This is a genomic window from cyanobacterium endosymbiont of Epithemia turgida isolate EtSB Lake Yunoko (genome assembly GCF_000829235.1).
Taxonomy (GTDB): domain Bacteria; phylum Cyanobacteriota; class Cyanobacteriia; order Cyanobacteriales; family Microcystaceae; genus Rippkaea.
This window is the reverse complement of the sequence record NZ_AP012549.1, coordinates 2,525,839-2,546,496: the sequence shown is the minus strand read 5'-3', so window position 1 is coordinate 2,546,496 and position 20,658 is coordinate 2,525,839. Positions and strand designations below refer to the sequence as shown.

The following is a 20,658-nucleotide window of genomic DNA, read 5'->3' as shown; positions in this document are numbered from 1 at the left end:
AAAACTAATTATTTAGAACAATTTTGACTACTTGATCAATTTATCAAACAACTATTCCTGAAGTTTATCTCCCTATTAATGTTATTTCATTATTTAGATTTAGATCAAATATTCTTTCGCATTTATAAAAAAATAATAATTTAATTTTTAAACATCGCACTATCATCTCTAGAAACTGACTAAAATATGATATATATGTTATTTATCTTTCTCATTTAGTGAGAGATTAACCTAGACCAAACTTCTTCTACAAAACTGGGGGAATTTATATCAAACCATTCAATTTCTCCATAAACGCGAAACCAAGTTTTTTGACGTTTTGCAAATTGACAGGTGTGTAAAACAATTGCTGTTTTAGCTTCGTCTAAGGACAGATATCCCTGAAGATATTGTTTTATCTCTGAGTATCCTAGGGTATTTAATAAAGGTAAATTCCAACCGTATTTTTGAGTAATTTTTTCAACTTCTTCAACTAACCCCATACTAACCATGTCTTCAGTTCGTTTTTTAATTCGTTTTTGCAAATATTTTGACTCACAATATAACCCAATTTGTACGATAGGATAAGAAGGTGGATTCTCCCCCTGTTGTTCAGAAATAGGGTACCCTGTGACGTAAAATACTTCCAAAGCACGGATGGTTCTTACTTTATCATTTGGGTGAATTTTACTGGCAGCAATAGGATCAACTTGCTTTAATATTGTATAACATTGTGATTGACCCAAAATATTAAATTGTGATCGTAATTGAGGTTGAAGCGCCACTCTAGGAATCTTCAACCCTCGTACAATCGATTTGATGTACAAACCTGTCCCTCCTACTAAGAAAAGGGAAGATAGAGGAGAAGCTAACTTAATTAACGATTGTGCTTGTTCTTGATATTGAGCTAGAGTGAATGTTTGTGTTGGTTCACAGACATCAATTAGATAATGGGGAACTAAGGCTTGTTGGTCCAAAGTTGGTTTAGCTGTTCCAATATCAAATTCTTGATAAACTTGACGCGAGTCAGCACTAATAATAAAGGAATTGAAGCGTTGAGCTAATTGACAAGCTAACCCTGACTTGCCTGTAGCTGTTGCACCACAGATAATAATTAAACGTGTTTGCATAAAAAACTACTATAAACCTGTTAGCATCTAATAATATTTTATCAAACATGAAAGCATGATTAGGAGTGTTAGGTGGTCTTCGCTACAAGGCTGTCATCAATAAAATTGTGATTAACTTCAAGAGGTACTTCACTTTGGATGAGAAACATATATTGATAATCAATATATGTTTCTCATCGATTTATTAAGTTTTCTCCTTATCGTTTTTGTGTCTATTTATAGATATTTTTTTCTATAAGTTATTAATCTATCCTTAGAATAGGACTTAATTCTTTCTTCTGCTGATAATATATTCCCTTATCAGGGAATATATTATCTCTTTTTGATCACTTTTATTCTTCACATAAATTTGTATTTTATATAGGTTCAAATTCTCTAGTTATAATTTTAACTCCTGTTAAGATTATAACCTCAACTCAATTTGCACTTATTATTATTCAGAATTAATATTTTTTAATAAAGGTTAATTGACTTTTATAGTAAATAGTATTTTTTTAAAATTTGTTAATTACTGTTTTCGTACTTACTTATTATCACACGAGCTGTGTCCCTAGTTCGACTGCCATTGCGTAACATTTCCTACCATTTGTTTCTTTATTTTTTCAGTGTTACCTGAATAGGACTAGAGCAAGATGAACTTTTAACGAAAACAATTATAGTTTTAAAGCTACGTCTTTGTTTTATTTCTGTAAAAATCTATGTTTAAAGATATTTTTATACTTTGTCTTACCTTCCTATGAACTCGGAACAGCAACATCAATCGCAGAATTTTTGATGGGGTTTTCTCGTTTTGACAAGTTATAATATCGGGTTTTTACTCTTTATTTTTAGAGATTGTTTCATATGTTTTTATAAATCATATTTTAATTAATTTGCTAATGGTTAACTCTTAAATTTTTCTTCGTTTTAAATAATATATTTAATATTTTTTCTATAATTATTTTTTTTATAAAACCACTCAATCTGCGATTTCCTTGATTTTATGTTCTCTTGTATCTGAAGATAATAGTTATGCTTTTGTTATTTTTATGGAAATAACTTTTGAGTTGTGAATTAACCTTGATAGGTGTTGCTTTTTTAGTTTTGTTGACTAATTTTTTATGCAAGTTGCTATCTAGTGATTGTCCTTTATTTAACTACTTTTCTATTTTATACTTATTCCAGTTCATTTACCCAGATCTGTTAGAGAATATTAAAATATGAACATAAGAATAACTATCTGTGTTAAAGGCTAATGTAAAGAAAAGAAACTCCTGAATATTATCCCAATGAAAGTGATTAAAAAATCAATGAGCCGTTTCTGGTATTTCAGAATAACTATTGATTACCGAAAAATCCTTACCCCTGTTCCTCTATTAAGAAATTAGCTGCTTTTTCCTACCTGTATTTCCACTCTAGATTTAGATACACGGGAGTACAGTTATAAAACAGACTAACTAAACCTCTCGATAAATTTTTCCTGTTATTTTATATCTAAAAAATCCTTATTGCTATAAACGGTTAGAAATTTGTGTGCAAAACAATCGTAAATTACGCGAAATTTAAATGTTTAATAATGTTGTACCTCTCGGGTTGTTACATAAATTGCTTCTCTCTGCTTCTGATGCATAGTGACTAGTCTTTTTATACTTTATAAACTAATTCGTGTTAATTATTTAGCGGAAATTGTTCATTAAGTTTTTTTCGAGTTCAATCTAACATTCTCTATCAAGAGAACTTGATGGTATTACTATTAAGTAAGCTAGTGTTTGAAGTTTTGAGCAAGACTTTCCTGGTTTCTAAGTAATTGCTGCTCAAACCTTACATTAACTCAGTAATAAGTGTACAGTTATCTGTTTTGCCTGGAGTTAGCTTAATCTAGACGAAGTTTTAGATCCATAGCACCACACCTAAATAAATACTGTCTTTTGTAGCATAGAGCTACTACTTCCCTATTTTCTCATGACTACCTATTGAACTTACGTTTATTGCTTGAAGTTATATTGACTGAAGCTGTCTTATTAAATGTTATTGTTCCGCGAAGTTAGGTTAAAGAAAACCTCAATCGGAAATCTTCAACAGAACTGTAGATTAGATCTTGGTTTTCTTGGCTTTAACTTTGTCTTTTTGTTTAGCTCGTTTTGCTGCTGCTTTAGCTGCTTTTTCGTCTTCTATTTTCTCTATCTTTGCTTTTTGTCTTTCTTCTTCTTTTTTCTCTAGATAAAAATGATAATCCCCTGGATAAACTATTAATTCTCCTTCTCTAATTTCAACAATTTTGTTAGCGACTCGAGAAATAAAATAGCGATCATGAGATATACATAAAACTGTTCCATCATATTTAGATAATGCTTCCTCAAGCATTTCTTTGGCTGGAATATCTAGGTGATTAGTGGGCTCATCAAGAATTAATAAATTAGCAGGTTTTAGCAACATTTTAAGTAAAGCAAGTCGAGCTTTTTCTCCTCCACTTAACCCTTCAACCTTCTTAAACACTGTCTCTCCACTAAAAAGAAATTGACCTAACAAAGAACGAATCTTCGTATTAGTCCAGTCGGGGACCTCGTCATGAACCGTGTTTATGACAGTTTTAGTTAAGTCTAATACTTCGGCTTGGTTCTGCTCAAAATATCCTATAATAACGTTATATTTTCCTAGGTTTACTTCCCCCTCATCAGCTTTTTCTAGATTTGTAATTAAGCGGAGTAGAGTTGATTTTCCAGCTCCATTAGGACCGAGCACGGCGATACGATCACCTCGTTCTACGAATAAACTTGCCCCTAAGAAAAGAATATTATTTTCATAACCATGGACTAAATCCTTAATGATAATGACCTCACGACCACTAGAAGGAGCTGGAGGAAACTCAAACCGTAGGGTTTTGACATTAGCAATGGGAGCGTCTACAACTTCCATTTTTTCAAGTTGTTTTTCACGACTTTTTGCTTGGGTACTACGAGTTGCACTAGCTCGAAAACGGTCAACAAACCCTTGTTGTTTCTGTCTTTCTTTCTGTTGCCGTTGATACGTATTCTCCTGAATCTCTCGACTAAGAACTTTTTGTTGAAGATAATCAGAATAATTTCCAATATAAGTGCTAGAAACGCCACGCTCTGTTTCAACAATTTTTGTACATAAACAATCTAAAAATTCCCGTTCATGGGAAACAATTACCATCGGAAGATTGAGTCCTTTGAGATATTTTTCAACCCATTCAATAGTTTCTAAATCTAGATGGTTTGTTGGTTCATCAAGTAGTAAAATATCAGGGTCTTGTAAGAGTATTTTACCTAAACTCATCCGCATTTGCCAACCACAGCTAAAGGAACTTACTAAACGCTCACCATCTTCAAGCTTAAAGCCCATTTCCGGTAATATTTTGGCAATAGCAGCATCGAGAAAATAACCATCAAGGGCTTCAAATTCTCTTTGTAATTTATCTAGTTTATGGATTAGTTCATCTAATTTATCAGTATCTGCAACCTCCATCTGGTGTTGAACTCTGATTAATTCTTGGTAGACTCGATTGGCTTGTTCAAATGCAGTCCAGAATTCTTCATGAACAGTACGACTTGGTTCCACCTCGAATTCTTGGGTTAGATAGCCAATTTTCAGGTTTTCTGTCCGCACTACTTCTCCAGAAGTCGGTTCCACTTGTCCCATGATAATCTTAAGTTGGGTAGATTTACCCGCCCCATTTACTCCCACCAACCCGATTCGTTCTCCTGGGTTGAGTTCCCAAGTAACGTTTTTTAGCACTTCTGCAGTTGGGTAAATTTTACTGATGTTTTCTAGTCGTAGCATATGATTGTCCGGCTAAATTTAGATATATAATTTACTATCTGCAATACAGGGTATAGCAGAACTTAGCAAGTGTTCAAGTCAAGATCCAAATCTCTCTTAGACCTATATTCCAGAAAAAAGTATTTTAAAACTTAATATTTTGACTACTTATAGTATTTTTTCCAAAAATAATTAAAACAATTTATCCAGTATAATAGTGATAATTTTTTTCTAGTTCCTGTTCTAATAAAGCGTGTTCTATTAAATTTATCTTCTACGATAGAATACATATCTTCTAGTATAGAAACAATATTACGATGGTCTATAAACATTGTTTTGTTACTTTCAATATTGCCAATACTAACTCCCATGTCTAAATATTTTTGAACTAGGACAAATTGTAGAACTTTATAGACATTAGGATAGGTGCTGATTTTTTTTTGTGAGATAATCGCTAAAGCTTGGGCAGTTGCTTCTGTTTTAATAATTTATACTTTTTTTATCGTTTCTGCTTCTAAAACTATTGCTTTGGCTTCTCGTTGGGCTGAATTTATATCAGAGTCTCGTTTATCTTTTGAGCTTAAAATAGCTACCTGTTTTTGTCCGTCAGCGACTATTTGGAGTTTCATAAAATTTTTAACTGTTTTTGAGGGGACAATATCGCGCAATTCTACGAAGGCTTATTTTAACTCCTCAGATATTTGTCGGAATGTATAATTATCGTAACAAAATATCGTCAATTTAAGTTCTGATTTACTTATTTACGAGCGAATTTTAGTTAAAAATAAGTTAACTATAGTAAATAGAAGATTATCTACTTTGTAATAAATTTTTTCCATATCTAAAATTCACCAATAAATGATACTATCAAGAGTAATTGTAACATTGTCTTTAGTAATACAAGAGTGAGAAGAATAACTAAAACCTTTTCCTGAATTATCTCTTTATAAACTATATAATCAATAAAAAGAACAACAAGGTTAAAATATAAACTTAACTTTTTATCATAACTTCCCAGTTGTTCCATTGAATAGTCATGTTTTTATTTTTAATAAAAACATGACTAAATAAAGTATAATCACCAAAAACTAATGATAAAGATATTTATAATAAACTTATCAATATTTAAGTTAAATAAACTAATATTTTATATATCATAATATGTATTCCTAGTAAACTAAAGCCTTTATTAGAATAATTAATATATTTTTTAAAAAAATCAAATTGTTTTTACAGTAATAGCGGATATTATTTTATAATATTTTGCTGATCAGGAGTTTTGGGAAAAGATAGTACCAAAATCAGCCCAAAAATAACTTGTAAGGAAACATTACCAATTACTAAGTTGATCGCCTCCATCAGGATAACACTAATGTTTATGATAAAAAACAAGGCAACAAATAATGCTTAGATGAAATCTATTATATACTGACACCAGTAATTGATTATAGTAGTAAGTGACTAAACACATAAAAGCCTTTGAAATCAATTAAAATTAAGGTTTTAATTGATTTCAAAGGCTTTTCATATTTTTTATAATAGGTTTTGTTTTCATAAAGTATATTATCAGATAATGTAAGATATACCAAATTCATTAAGCTTTTAAATACTTAATTTCAATTAAGTATTTAAAATTACTAATCTTTTTCTCTTGCCCTTTTGTATATTAATGATATTTTAAAAAAATCTGGGAATAACTAAAAAAATAATCTCCTGTTACCTTCTTTTTCTGCTCTTAGCAAAATTGTATTTATACTTTTTTTCTAACCCTCTATACTCTGAATTAATAGAAGTATTTATTGATCTAGATTAATCTATTATTACTAGGTTTTTTGGTAAAGAAAAATTGCCTTAACTGTATGGTTCTATTGTGTTGTTTTATTGTTTGTTACAGGTAGTCATATTTATTTAACAAGATAAAGAATATAAGTTTTTACAATATACTCTTTGGTATTATCTCTATTTACTTGTACTTTAGAATTGCTTTCTTCCATCGTGACTACTTATATTTATACTAAAAATTCTAAAATAAAAAAAAATAATGTTAATCCTGTTTATATTTAATTAACATTAACCACTCCGAAATTTAAGATAGACTTAAATTAATTTATAACCTAAATAAAGGATAAATTAGTATGTTTGCACTTTTATAAATAAAAATGTTTTATTAATCTCAAGATTGATTAGCTTTAACAATATAATATTTATTTTTATTAAATAATGTTATTTTTTTTTGAAAAAAGTTACTTTTACTATATTGAGCCATTTTACTTATAATTATGTTTTGAGTTGTGATAGTTTTATGATAGAAAAATTAACTGCTTTATTCTGTTAAATTTAAATATAAAAAAAATAAATTTTTTAAAAAATATGAAACAATTTTGTTTAAATATAAGTTATTTAATTCAAGTATTTATAATTTAAATTTTAAAAGAATGCTACTTTAAATATTAAAATAGTTAGTATAATGCATAAATTTATTAATTATTTTAAATAAAATAGATAAATATAATACTTTTTTACTTATTTTTAATATTTAATTATACTTTTGTATCAGTACTTACTTAATTAATACCGTTAGCGCTTAAATTTATAAATTTATTAATTGTAACATAAGATTTCTAATAATAAAAATTAATCATAGTCACCTTTTTTAAAACCAGATTTAATTTTATACTATTTTCATTCAATTGTTTTTGTAAGAGGATTTATATAGTCATAATAATATTCATTTATTTTTGATAAATTAGTATATTATTTTTACAATATTTTAAATAATTTTTATTTTTTATAAAAAAAATATATTTTTTTTATCTACTTAAGAACTTAGTTTTACAATACTAAAAAGCTATTTATATTTTTAGTATATCCCTTGATTTTTATTAGTACTCTCATATTCCAATAGGTAATCGCAAAAACAACATTATAACAATAGTGATATAATTAAACTATAATAGTACATTTACCGTAAGGAATAGCTTTATAAAATTGCTTACTATAGCTTCAGTTAGGCTGATAGTAAGCAATTTTATTATCTGATGATATTTTTTCCTTGAAATAGTGACCACTTTACTATAAGTAGAGATTATAGCCTATTGAGGGTTTTAACATGATTTAAATAAAATACTAGAAATTTTTTAAAAATTACTATGTTAATTTGGTTCTATTTAAAAATTTTAATGTTTCTTCAAGAAACCAGTAATATTTTCTATATTAAGTATTTTAATTAAGTATTCATACAATTAAGTATTTTAATTGTATTATTTAAAGTTTATAAAAATTAGTAATTAAATCTATAAGTTTGGACTAACTTTAAAATAAGTAAATTTTTACCATTTACTTTTATAAGTCGAGCAGATAAGTCAAGGGTTATTGACTCCTACGTTCAGTCAGAAGTTAAAATTGTTCTCTAATTTTGTTTCTACAACTACTGTCTGCACCCAAACAAAAAACTCTCTCCAGACCTCTCTAAAGCAGTCTTTAAACCTTATGTGCTAGAATTTTTGAAGATTTTGCTATCGAGGGGTTAGAAGTTCCCCTGTAAGCTATCATTGGGAAAGATTCATGACAACAAGTGATTATGGCGCGCAACAGATACAAGTCCTTGAAGGGTTAGATCCCGTACGCAAGCGTCCAGGGATGTATATTGGGACTACTGGACCGAGGGGACTTCACCACCTTGTCTATGAGGTTGTCGATAACTCCATAGATGAAGCCCTAGCAGGCTATTGTACTCATATTGAGGTTGATATAAATTCGGATGGCTCTGTCACCATCATAGATAATGGCAGAGGTATTCCCACTGATCTTCATCCTACTACGGGCAAATCTGCCTTAGAAACTGTAATGACCGTTCTCCACGCTGGTGCTAAATTCGGGGGAGGAGGTTACAAAGTTTCTGGAGGTCTACATGGAGTTGGAGTTTCTGTGGTTAACGCCTTGTCGGAATGGGTAAATGTCAGGGTTTGGCGAGACCAAAAAATTCACACCCAACACTACGAAAAGGGAATTCCCGTGGGGTCCCTAGAAGCTAGTCCTGATCCTAACCATCCTACTGGAACCTCTATTTCTTTTTTACCTGATACCGATATCTTTACAGTAGGAATCGAGTTTGACTATAGTACCCTGTCCGGTCGATTGAGAGAATTAGCTTACCTCAATGCAGGAGTTCAAATCACTTTCAGTGATTATCGACCTGAAGAACCTCACATTGAAATCTATTGTTATGAGGGAGGGATCAAAGAATATGTCCTCTATATGTGTCGGCAAAAAGAACTTCTACACCAAGATGTTATTTATGTTTCGGGAGAGAAAAATGGAGTTCAGCTAGAAGTAGCTTTGCAATGGTGTGTTGATGCTTATAGTGATAATTTGTTGGGGTTTGCTAATAATATTCGAACGATCGACGGGGGTACCCATTTAGAAGGGTTAAAAACAGTTCTGACTCGAACTATGAATAATATTGCTCGCAAACGCAATAAAATCAAAGATAATGAGCCTAATTTAGGGGGAGAAAATATCCGAGAAGGATTAACAGGGGTGATTTCTGTAAAAGTTCCTGAACCGGAGTTTGAAGGACAGACGAAAACGAAATTAGGTAATACAGAAGTTCGAGGAATTGTCGATTCTTTGGTAGGGGAAGTTCTTAATGAATATTTAGAATTTAATCCCCATGTTGTTGAGAACATTCTTGAGAAAGCAATCCAGGCTTTCAAAGCAGCAGAAGCAGCACGACATGCCAGGGAATTAGTTCGTCGGAAGTCGGTTTTAGAGTCTTCTCCTTTACCTGGAAAATTAGCAGATTGTAGCACTAGAGATCCTGAAGAAGCAGAAATTTATTTAGTGGAAGGGGACTCCGCCGGAGGAAGTGCCAAACAAGGACGTGATCGTCGTTTTCAAGCTATTTTACCTCTACGAGGAAAAATTCTGAATATTGAGAAAACCGACGATGCCAAAATTTACAAAAATAATGAGATTCAATCATTAATCACAGCTTTAGGATTAGGCATTAAAGGAGAAGAATTTGATGACTCTCAATTGCGTTATCATCGAATAGTTATTATGACTGACGCCGATGTGGATGGCGCACATATCCGAACTCTTTTATTAACCTTTTTCTATCGCTATCAACGGGAATTAGTAGACCGTGGTTATATATATATTGCTTGCCCTCCTTTATATAAAGTAGAAAGAGGACGTAATCATACATATTGTTACAATGAGCGAGAATTACAAGAACATCTCCACAGTTTACCCTCTAATGCTAATTACACCATTCAACGGTTTAAAGGGTTAGGGGAAATGATGCCTGTTCAACTATGGGATACCACTATGAACCCTGAAACTCGTACTATGAAACGAGTAGAAATCGAAGATGCTGCCGAAGCTGATCGTGTCTTTACTGTCTTAATGGGCGATCGTGTTGCCCCACGACGAGAATTCATCGAAATCTATGGACCTAAATTAAATCTAATTGATTTAGATATATAATCTCTGTACTGAATGTTCGGCACAGTGTGAATAATAAATGAACATTCGGTACAAATATATTCCATATTTCACGTTTTTTCCCAAAAAAGTAAAATTGCTCCATATAAATTCAACTTTTTTTAAAATGTTGATTGTTTTACAACTCTTAAGATAAAGTATTATAAATTAGCAAAAAAAATCACAGTCTAACAAGACTCATTTTTTAATAAATCTAATTTTATGCTTGATTCCTTCTGTTACTGCTTGGATAGTTCAACTGTAAAAATAAGCTTATATTTCGTCGACTTATTCACGTATCATCTGACAATTTTTCGTATAGGTAGCTTCCGTTCATTCTAGGTATTTATAGAAAGCCACATCACTCGTTATTTAAGCAAAAAATCTTATATCTTTTTATATTTAAGATATAGTCTCTAAGACTACAGGTACTTTTTTGATTTATTATATCTTAATTTTAGGTTATGCATATTTTTTGATCAAGTAAGACATATTTTCTATGGCTTATTTTAGCTAGCTTTTTATATCTCTCTCTTCGATTTTTAAGTTTTACTAAAATTAATTCGTTTTTATTTGCTAATATAACTTATTATTAATTTGTTTTCTACTATTTTAATCATTCTAAAATATTTTTTTTACAGCACTGTTTATAGGATATTTACAAATTTGTACTGATCTATTTTATTCAACTCAATATCTCTGAAACCAAGCTAGAGAACCATTATGTTATTACTTCTTTATTTCAATTCTCTAATCAGACTATAGAGGTTTAACTTTTAATATAAACTAATACTGTTATATATTTTTTCTTCTTTTAAGAGAAATTATATAATCAGGTCCTAATTTTTTTATTTTGTGATATTTGTGTCTTAAAAAATATGTCTTTAACTTTTTTAATTAACTGTCGATCTCTGACGAGTTCATTCTCTTTTTTTGAGAAGCAGTTTTAACACTAGTTTCTGAGATTTTTTAAATAACTTTATTTAGTTATTTCCTTGACAATTCATGGTATTAAATTTATCTAAACCGATTTAAATTTACTTTAAAAACAATTTAAATAATTACTTAAGGGGATATTTAAAACTCTATCCAGGTAATTTTAATGACTTTTATTTATTGATAAAATATTTACGGTAAGGACATGAAACTTTGTTGGTTATATTTTTAATTCATATTAATATTTGATCAGTAAAGATCAAATATTAATTAGCTACCTTTACCCCTTTAATATTAATTACACGATTAATTGAATAAAGTAATGATTTTAGATAACATGATTATTAAATCATAAATTTTTACTATAATTTAATAATTTTTAAAAAAGTAAAATAATTTTTATTTGTTCGTCAAGGTAGATGTTTTTTATATTAAATATTGATAAGTCGTTTTTAATTGACTTAACTATATTTTTAGATATTTTTTATACTTAATTCAATTAAATTATCATAATTAACTTCAAAATAGAATTATTTTTAGAGTGAATTCTGATTATTGGTTAATATTATTTTGTAATCTAAATTAATTCTATTAAAGTTTGAACAATATCCTCTCTCTATTCCTGAATTGGGAGGATTTATCAAAAAAAAGACACTGTTTTTATTTAAAAATGAATAAAGTTATGATCATCTTAATTGCTTTTCATGGGTTATGATAGCTAACCTTTAAAAATTTTTATTCATTACAGATTCTTCTCCATTACCAAAAAGTATTTCCTGGACTAGTTAACTATAATTATTTTCTATACTTATATCCTGTACAATAATGCTACCATGCTATTTCTTATAAATTGACAACAAGAAAATACAGGAGTTATTTTTATTGATTCTACTCTGATAAGAGTCTGTTATTAGGTTCACAGTAGAGCATAATGAGTTTTAAAAGGTTTAGTTGGATGGGAGTAAAATTCTGTGAGACGATATCAGGAATTGAAACTGAATCTGATTATGAACAACTGTGGCAAATATTGACTTTTAAGCTTTAGATAACACAAATAAAGATAAACTTGTCCCTGAGTTGAGGACGAATTTAATTGTCTAATTATTTAGAGACCGAGAATATATCCTCACTAACTTTTTAAAAGCTCTATCAACGTTATAATTTACATTTATTAATTCTAAATAAATGTAAAAAAGTTAATCGATAACTGGCACCAACCCCAAAACCAATTATTTCTTGAAGTTAATATAAATTTTATTATCAAGGATTTACAGACAAACCTATAACTGTGATTTATAATCACAGTTATAGGTTTGTCGTTGTTACGCCAATTTTTATTGCTCTAATTTCAGAATAACTGCTGGGTTTTTAAAAAAAGATCTTATATTTAAGTTAATTTTTCAATGCTTAACTTCTAGTAGGGATTGACAATCGTTGACCCCTACTTATAAATCTATTCTTCTTGATCTTCGTTTACTTCGTTACTTTCTTCCCCTTGTGCAGATTGAGAAACTAAGGTAACAGCAGCAATTGCGTCATCATTGTCTAACCTTTGTACCCTAACTCCCGTAGCCATACGAGATTGCAGAGAAATAGCATTAACCGCTTGACGAATAACAATCCCTCGGTTGGACACAATCATCAACTCGTTATCTTCATTCACAATATGCAACGATGCTAGACGATCAGTTTTAGATTTAAACTTAATAGCTTTGACCCCCATTCCTGCACGATTTTGAAGACGGAATTTATTAACGGGAACCCGCTTTCCATAACCTCCATTGGTAATAGCTAATACCCACGGGCCACCAGTGGTTTCTTCAATTTCGAGTAATTCTTCAGTTTCGAGTAATTCTTCAGTTTCGAGTAATTCTTCAGTTTCGAGTAATTCTTCAGTTTCGAGTAATTCTTCAGTTTCCTCCTCTTGTGTATTCTCCATTTCGGCTATCACTTGACTTGAAAGAATATCCATACTAATGAAGTTATCGTCTGACTTTAACTTCATTGCTTTAACTCCTCTTGTGGATCGTCCCAGGGGTCGCAATTGCTGGTGATTAGCGTGAAAATGAATTGCCATTCCTTGGCGTGTCCCAATAATGATGCTATCTTCTGCTCTGGCGAGTCTTACCCAACGCAGTTGATCTCCCTCTCCTAAAGAAATGGCAATTAACCCGTTGGCACGAATATTACTAAAAGCGGCTAAGGCTGTTTTTTTGATGTATCCTTTACGAGTTAACATAATGAGATATATATTTTCGCTAAACTCACTTACTGCTAAAATGGAGGTAATTTTTTCGTCCTTGGGAATGGGTAACATTTGGACTATTGGAATTCCCCTGGCGGTTCGAGAAGCTGAGGGAATTTGATAAGCAGGAATACCATAGACGACACCGCGATCACTAAAAAATAACACTTGATTGTGATCACAACAGCTTAAGAAATGTTCGACTACATCATTTTCTTTTATTTTTGCTGCTGCTTTACCCCGCGTTGCCCGACTTTGCGATCCAAAGGTACTGACAGGCATTCGTTTAATGTATCCTTGTTCTGTAAGGAGAATTATCGCTTGCTCATTAGCAATTAAATCAGTATCAATGATTTCTCCGTCGTCACGGATAATTTCGGTACAGCGAGGGGTAGCATGGATAGATTTAATCTGTTCTAGTTCTTCTTTTATAATGGTTTCGATACGTTCACGCTTAGCTAAAATATCTTGTAAATCTGCAATTTTTGCACCTAGTTCTTTGTGTTCAGCGTGAATCTTATCAGCTTCTAAGGCAGTGAGACGACGCAATTGCATTTGTAGAATAGCGTCTGCTTGAACTACAGAAAGACTAAATTGTTCAACTAATTCTTCTTTAGCTGTGGCTGTATCAGCCGCTTGGCGAATTAGTCGGATTACTGCATCTAAGTTATCCAAGGCGATTAGCAACCCTTGTAATAGATGATCCCTTTCTTCAGCTTTGCGTAACTCATATTGAGTTCTTTTAATAATGGTCTCAATGCGAAAATCAAGGAAAACTTGAATAAACTTTTTTATAGTAAGTAATTGTGGTTTTCCATTGACCAATGCCAGCATATTAGCCCCAAAATTGCTTTGAATTGGGGTTTGCTTATAGAGGTTATTGAGAACAACACGGGGATAAGAATCCCGCTTGAGTTCAATCACAATCCGCATTCCTTCGCGATCACTCTCGTCTCGAATATCGGAGATCCCTTCAATACGTTTATCGTTAACTAGATTAGCAATTCGTTCAATTAAAGCTGCTTTGTTAGTTTGATAAGGTAATTGAGTGATAATAATGGCTTCGCGATCAGGTTTTCCTTTTTGTTCAACGGTGGTAATAGTAGCTACCCCTCGCATGGTAATCGAACCACGCCCAGTGGTATAAGCATCTTTAATACCTGATCTCCCCAATATTTGTCCTCCGGTCGGAAAATCAGGTCCAGGAATAATTTTTCTCAGTTTTATCTCTTCTATTTCTGGTTCATCGATCAAAGCTACGGTTCCATCAATCAATTCTCCTAAGTTATGGGGAGGGATATTGGTCGCCATCCCTACTGCAATTCCCGAAGAACCATTAAGTAGTAATTGGGGAATTCTAGCGGGAAGTACGACAGGTTCTTGTTGCGAGCCGTCAAAAGTATCAGCAAAATCGACTGTTTCTGATTCAATGTCTCTTAATAAAGCATTGGTTGCTAACGTTTGTAGGCGACACTCCGTATAACGCATAGCTGCAGGGGGATCATTATCTACCGATCCAAAATTTCCATGCCCTTCAATTAGTGGATTTCGCATCGAAAAACTCTGCGCCATCCTGACTAGTGCATCATAAACGGCTGCATCACCGTGGGGGTGATATTTCCCTAAGACTTCCCCAACCACCCTTGCACACTTTCGGAAAGGGCGTTCAGGAGTCAAACCTAGTTCGTACATCGCGTAGAGAATACGACGGTGGACTGGCTTTAACCCATCCCTAGCATCGGGTAATGCCCTTCCTACAATGACGCTCATAGCGTATTCTAAGTAAGAACGGGACATTTCATTACTCAAGTCTGTGGGAATAATCCGATCTTGAGAGACAGTCATAGGGTAATCAACTCCATTAAAGGTTGTAGATTAAGGGAATATTGTCTTAAAAAGAGACAAAAAAGGCCTAATCAAAGGCTTAATTTTAATTTTAGATAATTAGATTTATTTTTATATCCTTTTATATTTTAACATAACTATATCCTAAATAATAGGTTTTACTTAATCTATTATTCGTGTAAAATTAACACTCTAATGAAGAGATAACAGAGAACAGATTTAAACTTTCTAGTTTTGTGATGAAATCAATAATTAATCGACTTTCCTCTCTTAATAAAGAGAAAATTATTCCCACTTCATTTTTCTAGTATTCTCCAGCCATTTTAGATGAAATCATAACTTTACTAAGCCTATTGTTTTGAATTTAAAAATATAGAGATAAAGTAAAAATATTGATCGTTAATTTCTTCAAAATTATAAATATCGTATTAGGTAATATTTTACCGATTTTTATATATAAAATTAATTATACTAGATTCAATACCTTCACCTATTTTATTTTTATAAAATCCAATAATAATCTCAGTTTAACAAATTAAATTTTAAAATTGAAAAAAGTAAAAATTATTCGTAGTTAGTTATGTTCTAAGTAAGATTTAAAGATTTTTTTAAAAGAATATCCTTAACAGTCGGTGAGTATTTATTTTAGCTCAATTATAAAAATATTTATGGCAATAATTAATGATAAGCGATTTATCTTAGACATAAAATATATATTTTTTTAAAAAAATTACCTAAAATAATAGACAATTGATGGTTAAAATAATTCATAAAAAAATAAAAATATTTAAAAACTCAATTATTCAATTGAGCTTAGCTGGTAATATTTAAATATAACTATTATAAACAATTTACATAAATAATAATAAGAGGCTTAAATAGATTTTTATAAACAAAAAATACCGGTATTAAAATGATTAATAATTAATAAATTATATGCCATTAAAATACGAAAAAATATTATGTAATAATAGTAAATTTTAATAAGAAATGAGTGAACAGATTATAAACCCCAAAATATCTAAAAAAAATAGTAGAATGACTATAAGTTTTATTAAAAGAGATTATCACAATAATTAAAAAGGTAAATACAGAGCTTTAAAAAGCTTATAAAAATATAATAAATTAATTAATAATATAAGTAAAAGTAGTAGCAGAGTAGATATATTTTATGTAATTAAATAAGTTAATACTCAATTAAATTATCAAAAAAAATTTAAATAGAAGCTAAAGAGCTCGCAGATACCACTACTTTTTAAAGAAAATATTAAGATTAAATAAAAGTCAATAGATCTTATCTAAAAAAAAGATGTAAGCAAATAATAAAAAGCTAAAATAAGCCAGATGTATAAAATGTCACTATATACATCACAAATATCACAATTTAAATTCAATTCAAGGAATTATTACTTAAATTGAATTTAAAAATAGTAAAAAATATTAATAAAAAATTGAAGCTGATTGAAAAGAGATCTTATAGGTCGGAAAACGTGTTCAATATTCAATCCAAAAGTTTCTTGACTTAGCATGTTACTAGTTGATTTTGTATTATCAGGTTAGTCTAACGAAAAGTTAGATAGGTTTTGTTCTGTATTTACCTAACTTTTTTGTTCTATAACTCAAAGTCTGGTACATTCTCTTCAATATATGTTTTCTCTATCTTTCTGCTATCTTAGCTTTAATAAAAATAGTAATTTTAAAATTAAATTATACCAAACTGTATGGTTCATTATATAGTAAAAATTTTACGCGTATTAAAGCAGAAAAATATATATTTATCCCTTTTATTAGATTTTTAAAGTCTTGAAAAAGATTAATATATAAAATTGGTTTAATTTTTTTTTAAAATATTGTTCATTCTTTATTTACAGCTATAAATTAACTATTTTTAGTTCATTAAAACTTAAATATATTTATTTTAAGTACTGTAAAAATTTTATTAATCCATAAACATAGGTTTAAAGATTATATACTTAATCACAAAATTTAGAAATAATAAATGTTAACAAAATTATGATTAAAAACTTCTATAGTACAGAATCAATCATGACTGAATAAATAAAACAAGTAGAGTTTGCTAAAAATTAAGCTCATTTAACGCCAAGTAAATCTGTTTTAGTTCTTATCTATTAACCTCTAAACAAAACTTATAATTTTAAAATTTTGACTAGATTATAATTGCTGATTTATTAGGCAATAAATCAGCAATTATAATCTAGTATGATATATTTATCAAAATAAATTCCTTTTAAATACACGATTGAAATAATTATGTTATTTCAATCGCGTATTTATAGATATAATTTTAATATTTTTAGTTATTTTAATTAGCTTTATTTTTATTGGTAAAATGAGAGGTTTCAGCAATATAAAGTGAATTTTATATTGCTGAAATTACTACACGAATATAAACAGATAAACAAAATAATAAATTAATTTTAGAGAATTCACTATTCTCTACTAAGATAAAATAATAAACTAAACTTAACTATTGATAATCAACTATTTTAAATAAGCAATAGTTACTCCTGAGCCTCCTTCATTTTGAGGTGCCAATTCAAACTTTTCTATTTGAGGATGTAGCTTTAAAAATTCATGAACTCCTTGACGTAGTTTTCCAGTTCCTTTACCATGAATAACCCATAAAATTCCTGATTTAGTTGCTTTAGAAATTGCATTTTCTAAATTTGATTCTGCTTCAGTTACTCTACTTCCTCGAATATCTAAGGTATTTTTAGATGTTCTAATCATCGGAATAGATTGAGGGGTTTCGGTTGTTAATGAAGTAGTAATAGGGATTTTTTTTCTCGCAGTAACTTCAACTTTTTTTCCATCTAAAGATTCAATCTTAGTAAAAGAAACAGTCATTTTCATTAATCCAAAACGAACAGTAACTTCTTTTTGTTCTTCATCTATTGCTAATACATTTGCTGTCTGTCCAAATTTTAGTAATTTAATTTTTTCCCCAACTTGGGGCTTATAAGCCGGTTTACATTGTTCCAGTTTAGATAATTGATGTTCACTAATTTCTTGTAAAGTTGCCGTAGCTTTTTGTGCTTGTTGTCCTGTTTGTTTTCCCTTTTGCAGTTTACGAATAACTTGAGCAATTTCTTCTTTTGCCTGGGCAATTGCTTTTTGAACTTCTTGTTCTTGATATTGTTTTAACGACTGTTCTCGTTGTTGCAAGGAGGAAGCTTTTTCTGAAATTTTTGCATAAAACTCCTTAGTTTGTTGTAACAAGTTACTAGCTTCTTGTGCTTTTTGTTCCTGTTCTTTTCGTTGTTTTTCTAACCCAGCAATAACTTCATTGATTTCTTCAGAAAACTCTCCAAGGCGATTTTTAGCCTCTTCAATAATTTCCATCTTTAACCCTAATCGACCAGCGATAGTTAGGGCATTAGAACGCCCTGGAATTCCCCACAAGAGACGATAAGTGGGAGAAAGGGTTCGATCATCAAATTCTACTGACGCATTCTCAAAACGGTCATCTTGGTATTTTAGCGCTTTCAATTCTCCATAATGAGTGCTGGCAATGGTAAGTAAAGCATTATCAGCCAAATAATGAAGGAGAGCGACCGCTAATGCGCTTCCTTCTGCGGGATCAGTTCCTGCACCTATTTCATCAAGAAGGACAAGGGAAAGAGAGGGGGTGGGGGAAATAGTAGTTGTTAGAGATTCGAGAATACGAACGATGCGGCGTATATGACCTGAAAAGGTGGATAAACTTTGTTCAATTGACTGTTCATCCCCAATGTCTGCTAGAATATGTCCAAACCAAGGGATTTTTACCGGTTCTTTAGCAGGAATAAATAAACCTACTTTAGCCATTAAAGCAGCTAAACCGATAGTTTTTAGGGTAACAGTTTTGCCTCCTGTGTTAGGACCGGTGATTGCTACAACTCGAATTTTTGGATCAACCTGAACATTTATAGGAATAACAAAAAAATCTTGTCCGTGTTGTTGTTGCCAAACAAGCAAGGGATGACGTAGTTCTCGCAGAGTGATCAGTTCTCCTTGAGTTGGATCAACAAATTCGGGAGCATTTCCTTCTAACCATAAGCTATAAAGGGCTTTAGCCGTTGTTAAATCAAGAATGGTGGCTATTCCAAGTAAATAGTCTATTTCATCGTAAATAAAGGCAATTTTTTCTGTTAAAGCACGTAAAATAGCTTCTATTTCTACCTGTTCTCGACGTAAATATTGACGGCGTTGGTTACCCCATTGTATGGTGGCATTCGGTTCAACATAAATAGTTGCTCCTGTACTAGATATATCATGAACAATACCTTTAATTTGGTCTTTTTGGGGAGCTTTTACAGGAATTACAAAGCGGTCATCCCGTTGGGTAATAACAGCTTCTTGGACTGCTCCTCCTTGCTGGTGGATAATATTTTGGAGTTTCTGATAAATATGAGCGCGGATATCTTTAAGGTTTCGACGAATCTCTCCTAATTTGACACTAGCGCGATCAGCGACTTTTCCTGCTTCGTCAATACAATGATTAATTTTCTGTTCTAATTCGGGATAAGTACGAATATCTGCTACTAATTTCTTTAAAATAGGACAATTTTCTTGATCATTGATTATTCGTCGCAGTCGCCTCACCCCAGCTAGAGTGGTAGCAATATTAAGCAATTCCTGTCCAGAAAGTATTCCTCCTAATTTAGCTCGTTCTAGAGAGTCTCCAATATCAGTGATCCCATTAAAAGACCATTGAACTTCTAAATTCTGTTTTAAACAATAAATTTCTATGGTTTGAGCTAATAGTTGCTCACTTTCTTCAATAGTGTCAGGAATTGACAATTTGATAGCCGCTGACACTCCCAGTTTTGTCGCAGCAAAGGTAGACAAGTGTTGACAGAGTCGAGGCCATTCGAGAAGTTTTAAGGTTTCTTGTTGAATCAAAACTTAACTTAATAGAATAGTAAATAAAAAAACTTTTGTTTTTAAGATGTCACTAATGTTGTTTATGGTGCCAAAGTTAACTAGAAAATTTAAGGGCAGTCTACTCAACTTTATATAAAGCATAGACAATGTGATTACGTCTACCTTCCTTAGGTTGATAAAAAAGCTTTATCCGTCTTAGTTATTAACCTTTTTACTGATGTTGCCCTGGCTCAAAATCCTAGCAGCTACTCCTAGACTTAGGATAACACGATTATTGTACAGATAAAGAATTATGGGGAATTGTTGCCGGGTTTACCTGTTGTTGTATTGATTTCTGCCAGATATTTTCCCTATTATTAGGAGTTTATGGTAAAAAAATAGCAATTT

The 20,658-nt window shown here is 30.9% G+C and carries 6 protein-coding genes; 1 reads left to right on the top strand and 5 read right to left on the bottom strand.

What is annotated here, in order from left to right:
- Positions 1–215 precede the first annotated feature (215 nt).
- The 3 genes from miaA to ETSB_RS10390 form a co-directional block, all read right to left on the bottom strand.
- Positions 216–1,109, bottom strand: a complete 894-nt coding sequence (gene miaA / locus ETSB_RS07940; RefSeq protein ID WP_044107318.1) for a tRNA (adenosine(37)-N6)-dimethylallyltransferase MiaA — start codon at positions 1,107–1,109, stop codon at positions 216–218.
- A 2,070-nt stretch (positions 1,110–3,179) separates the two neighbouring features.
- Positions 3,180–4,892: an ABC-F family ATP-binding cassette domain-containing protein gene (locus tag ETSB_RS07935; RefSeq protein WP_044107316.1), complete on the bottom strand. Its 1,713-nt coding sequence runs from the start codon at positions 4,890–4,892 to the stop codon at positions 3,180–3,182.
- 467 nt (positions 4,893–5,359) lie between these two features.
- Positions 5,360–5,500, bottom strand: coding sequence for a hypothetical protein (locus ETSB_RS10390; protein WP_232509889.1), 141 nt, complete (start codon positions 5,498–5,500; stop codon positions 5,360–5,362).
- A 2,935-nt stretch (positions 5,501–8,435) separates the two neighbouring features.
- Here ETSB_RS10390 and gyrB point away from each other — a divergent pair.
- Positions 8,436–10,361: a DNA topoisomerase (ATP-hydrolyzing) subunit B gene (gene gyrB, locus ETSB_RS07925; protein WP_044107315.1), complete on the top strand. Its 1,926-nt coding sequence runs from the start codon at positions 8,436–8,438 to the stop codon at positions 10,359–10,361.
- A 2,386-nt stretch (positions 10,362–12,747) separates the two neighbouring features.
- Here gyrB and gyrA read toward each other — a convergent pair.
- Positions 12,748–15,384 carry a DNA topoisomerase (ATP-hydrolyzing) subunit A gene (gyrA, locus tag ETSB_RS07920; protein ID WP_044107314.1) on the bottom strand — a complete coding sequence of 879 codons (2,637 nt, stop codon included), beginning with the start codon at positions 15,382–15,384 and terminating at the stop codon, positions 12,748–12,750.
- Between the two features lie 2,502 nt (positions 15,385–17,886).
- Positions 17,887–20,289, bottom strand: coding sequence for an endonuclease MutS2 (locus ETSB_RS07915; protein ID WP_044107312.1), 2,403 nt, complete (start codon positions 20,287–20,289; stop codon positions 17,887–17,889).
- Between the last annotated feature and the right edge of the window lie 369 nt (positions 20,290–20,658).